Source organism: Paeniroseomonas aquatica, assembly GCF_030409335.1.
GTDB classification, from domain to species: Bacteria; Pseudomonadota; Alphaproteobacteria; order Acetobacterales; family Acetobacteraceae; genus Belnapia; species Belnapia aquatica.
Window position 1 is genome coordinate 1 of the sequence record NZ_JAUFPN010000158.1, and the last position, 3,106, is coordinate 3,106.

Below are 3,106 nucleotides of genomic sequence, written 5' to 3' on the forward strand. Positions count from 1 at the left end.
AGCCGATCCCAGAGCGTGTCATGGCAGGCCAGCCAGCGCCCGGCCTGGCGGCATTGCTCCAGCGGCCGGGACCCGGCCAGGGCGCCGGGCTTGTGGCCCAGCACATCGAGGTAGTGCTCGAGGTCCAGCACCTGCTGGCGGCGACCATGGCAACGCTCGTGGCAGGCCATCCGCCGCCCACCGTGCCAAAGCTCGACCTGTAGCGGATAGACCCGCGCCTCCACCCGGCTGCCCGCCCGGGCGGGCACCGAGTAGGCGTTGGTCTTGATGATGACGCAGCCCTGCTTGTCCACCAGCGGGAACGTCACCTCGGCCAGCTCGAAACCCTCGGCCGCGAGAGGCAGCAAATGGTCACGCTCCACCGCCATCGCCACGCCGACCGCCTCACGGCGCCCATCCAGGATCCGCCCCTCATCGGCGCGGCAGCCTGCCACCAGCAGCGCATTCAGCGCCTCGAGGTCGACCACGGCGGGCACCGGGACCAGGTGGTTGCGCCGGAAATAGCCGACCTCGCCCTCGATGCCGCCTTTCTCATGCCCCTCGCCGGGCGTGCAGAACTCCGCGGCAAACCGCCAATGCGAGCGGAACGCCACGAACCGTACCGTCTCCTCCCGCCGGTACCCGCGCAGGATCTTGCGCACCGCGCTGGCGAGGTTGTCGTAGCGCAGCAGGCGGAACACCCCGCCGAAATAGGCAAAGGCCGCCTCATGCGCCTCGAGGAACGCCTGCTGCGTCGCGTGCCGGTAGGCGCGGTGGAAGGCCGCGCCGCTGGCCATCGAGCGCATGGCGAAGATCTGTACCCGGCACCGCTCGCCGCCGAGGTCGGCCCAGGCCTCGTACCAGTCGACCTGCGCCTCCTGGGCCCAGCTGTAGCCCTGCGGCACGAAGGTCTCCCGCCGCACCAGGCCGATGGCACGACGGCGCTCACGGACGTGGTTGCGCACCGTCGACTCAGCTACCGCGGCGCCCGGAAACTCTTTCAGGATCCGCCGGTGGATGCGCCGCGCCGTATGCCGCTGCTTGCGCGGCGCGCCGCGGTCAGCGTCCAGCACCTGGTCGATGAAGGCGGTGACCGTATCCAGTTTCGGCCTGGCGCGCTGCGGGTAGTGATGCCGTGGCGGCAGGGCACCGGCAATCGCCTGCCGGACCATCCGGCGATGCACCCCGAACTTGGCCGCCACACCCGCGACCGTCCCGATGCCAAACTCATGCTCCCGACGAAGCTGCTCGAACAAATCCACTTTGGCTTTCCTGTCCATGCCAGGCCCCCCGGTAAGACCGGAAGACCGTAGGTTGGGGGACGGCAGGTGGGCCAAAATCCGTCAGCACGCCTGGGCCAAAATTCGATAGCAAAGCCACGCTGGCGACGTGATCGCTCTGCAAGCCGTGGCCAGGCGGCTCGAGCTCGACGTCGTGCCGCTAGACACAGACCTTTTGCGGGGGAAGAAGTGAGCCAGTGAGGCCTCAAAAGCTCTCTTGGGCCCCCATTGGCAGCCGGCAAGGTTGTTAGGCTGCGCTAGCCCCGGTTGGTTTTGCCGGCTGCTGCTGCCCAAGCCCGGCTGAGCCTCAGGCTCCATAATAGTTCTTCCGAAGCCTGTTGACCTCCGGCAACACTGCTCACCCTCTGCTCAGTGGTCAAAATCCGACACTTGGTACCGGGTAGGTCGGGTCCGGGCGGTTTACGGCCCAACAGTTTTGAGAACTTAGGCGCGCAAGGCAGACATTCCAATGCGCCGAACGCGCAACGGCGACGTACCAAATTTCAGCGTTGGCCGACTGGATTGCGAGGGCCTGAGGGCTCACGCAACAGAGCTCCACAGGAGCTAATAATGTCTATCTAAGTCTACTATATTTCGCTAGACTTAGCTAGAAACTGCTAGGCGCGAAGCCGCTCATGGAGAACTAATGGATCCATATCGTAACCCATTCGCGCCCGGAGCAGGTAGTCGCCCTCCAGAACTCGCCGGTCGAACTGCCATCCTCGAGGCAGGAAAGATTTCTTGTGGAAGAGCCGTGCAGGGAAGAAGTGCGCGCTCGATTATGCTGCTGGGCCTACGCGGTACTGGCAAAACCGTATTGCTTAACGAGATCGGTCGGCAGGCCGAGCAACAGGGTCTTCTGGTTTCCAAAGTCGAGTCTCCGGAAGGGGAAAGCCTCGCCCGCCTTATCTACCCGGAAATGCGAAAAGTCATGAGATCGCTGTCCGGGATCGAAGCAGCAAAACAGATAACAACCCGAGGTCTCAAGGGTCTGCAGAACTTTGCCTCGATTTTCAAAATAGAAATTGCCGGCGTAGAAGTAGGCGTGGAGCCTGAGCTCGGACTGGCCGATACGGGTGATCTTCAGTACGATTTACCGGACCTTTTCACCCTGATTGGGAAGGCTGCCAAGGCTGCCGAACGTGGCTGGCTACTTCTAATCGATGAGGTGCAGTATCTATCTGAGGCTGATCTGTCTGCGTTGATTGTTGCACTCCACCGGATGTCACAGGAAGGCTTGCCCGTTCTCCTGGTGGGTGCTGGTCTTCCACAAGTTGCGCGCTTAGCCGGAGAAGCTAAATCCTACGCAGAACGATTGTTCCAATATCCGGCTGTGGGAGCTCTTGATCCGGCTTCCGCCAGGCAAGCAATTGAAAAGCCGATTGTTGACGAAGACGCCACCATAACAGCGGAAGCACTAAAGGTCATTATCGAGCGCACCAGGGGCTATCCCTTCTTCCTTCAAGAATGGGCCTCTGTAATATGGAACAATGCGGAAGGACCTGAAATTAATTTTGAAGACGCGGACAGGTCCTATCCTGAAACATTGGCGTCACTGGACGAAGGGTTCTTTAAGGTGCGGATTGATCGCCTAACGAAGGCAGAAGTCCAATTTGTAAAGGCGATGGCGCAACTTGGCGATGGCCCCTATGCGATGGCGGATATCGCAAAGAAAATGAATCGTACTCAAAAATCTTTGGGGCCGTCGCGTGCGAACATTATCTCAAAGGGCATGATCTACAGCACCGATCATGGATATCTTGATTTTACTGTACCGCTTTTTGCCGAGTTCATGCAGCGTCAGGGCTAAAAGCGACGCCGATCGCGGTTTGCCAGTGCCCGTGACC

The 3,106-nt window shown here is 61.0% G+C and carries 2 protein-coding genes; one reads left to right on the forward strand and one right to left on the reverse strand.

Features of this window, described 5'->3' with window-relative positions; translation table 11 throughout:
- Positions 1-1,241, reverse strand: a 1,241-nt coding sequence (istA, locus tag QWZ14_RS16790) for an IS21 family transposase (protein WP_290317921.1), incomplete at its 3' end; no start/stop codon positions are given.
- Positions 1,242-1,905: 664 nt separating this feature from the next.
- On the opposite strand from istA, the gene QWZ14_RS16795 reads away from it, so the two are divergent.
- Complete coding sequence (locus QWZ14_RS16795) at positions 1,906-3,069, forward strand: AAA family ATPase (protein WP_290317922.1); 1,164 nt, start codon at positions 1,906-1,908, stop codon at positions 3,067-3,069.
- Positions 3,070-3,106 lie beyond the last annotated feature (37 nt).

Coding starts and splice junctions, on each gene's coding strand:
- QWZ14_RS16795 (WP_290317922.1), top strand. CDS start 1,906: ATGGATCCATATCGTAACCCATTCGCGCCCGGAGCAGGTAGTCGCCCT.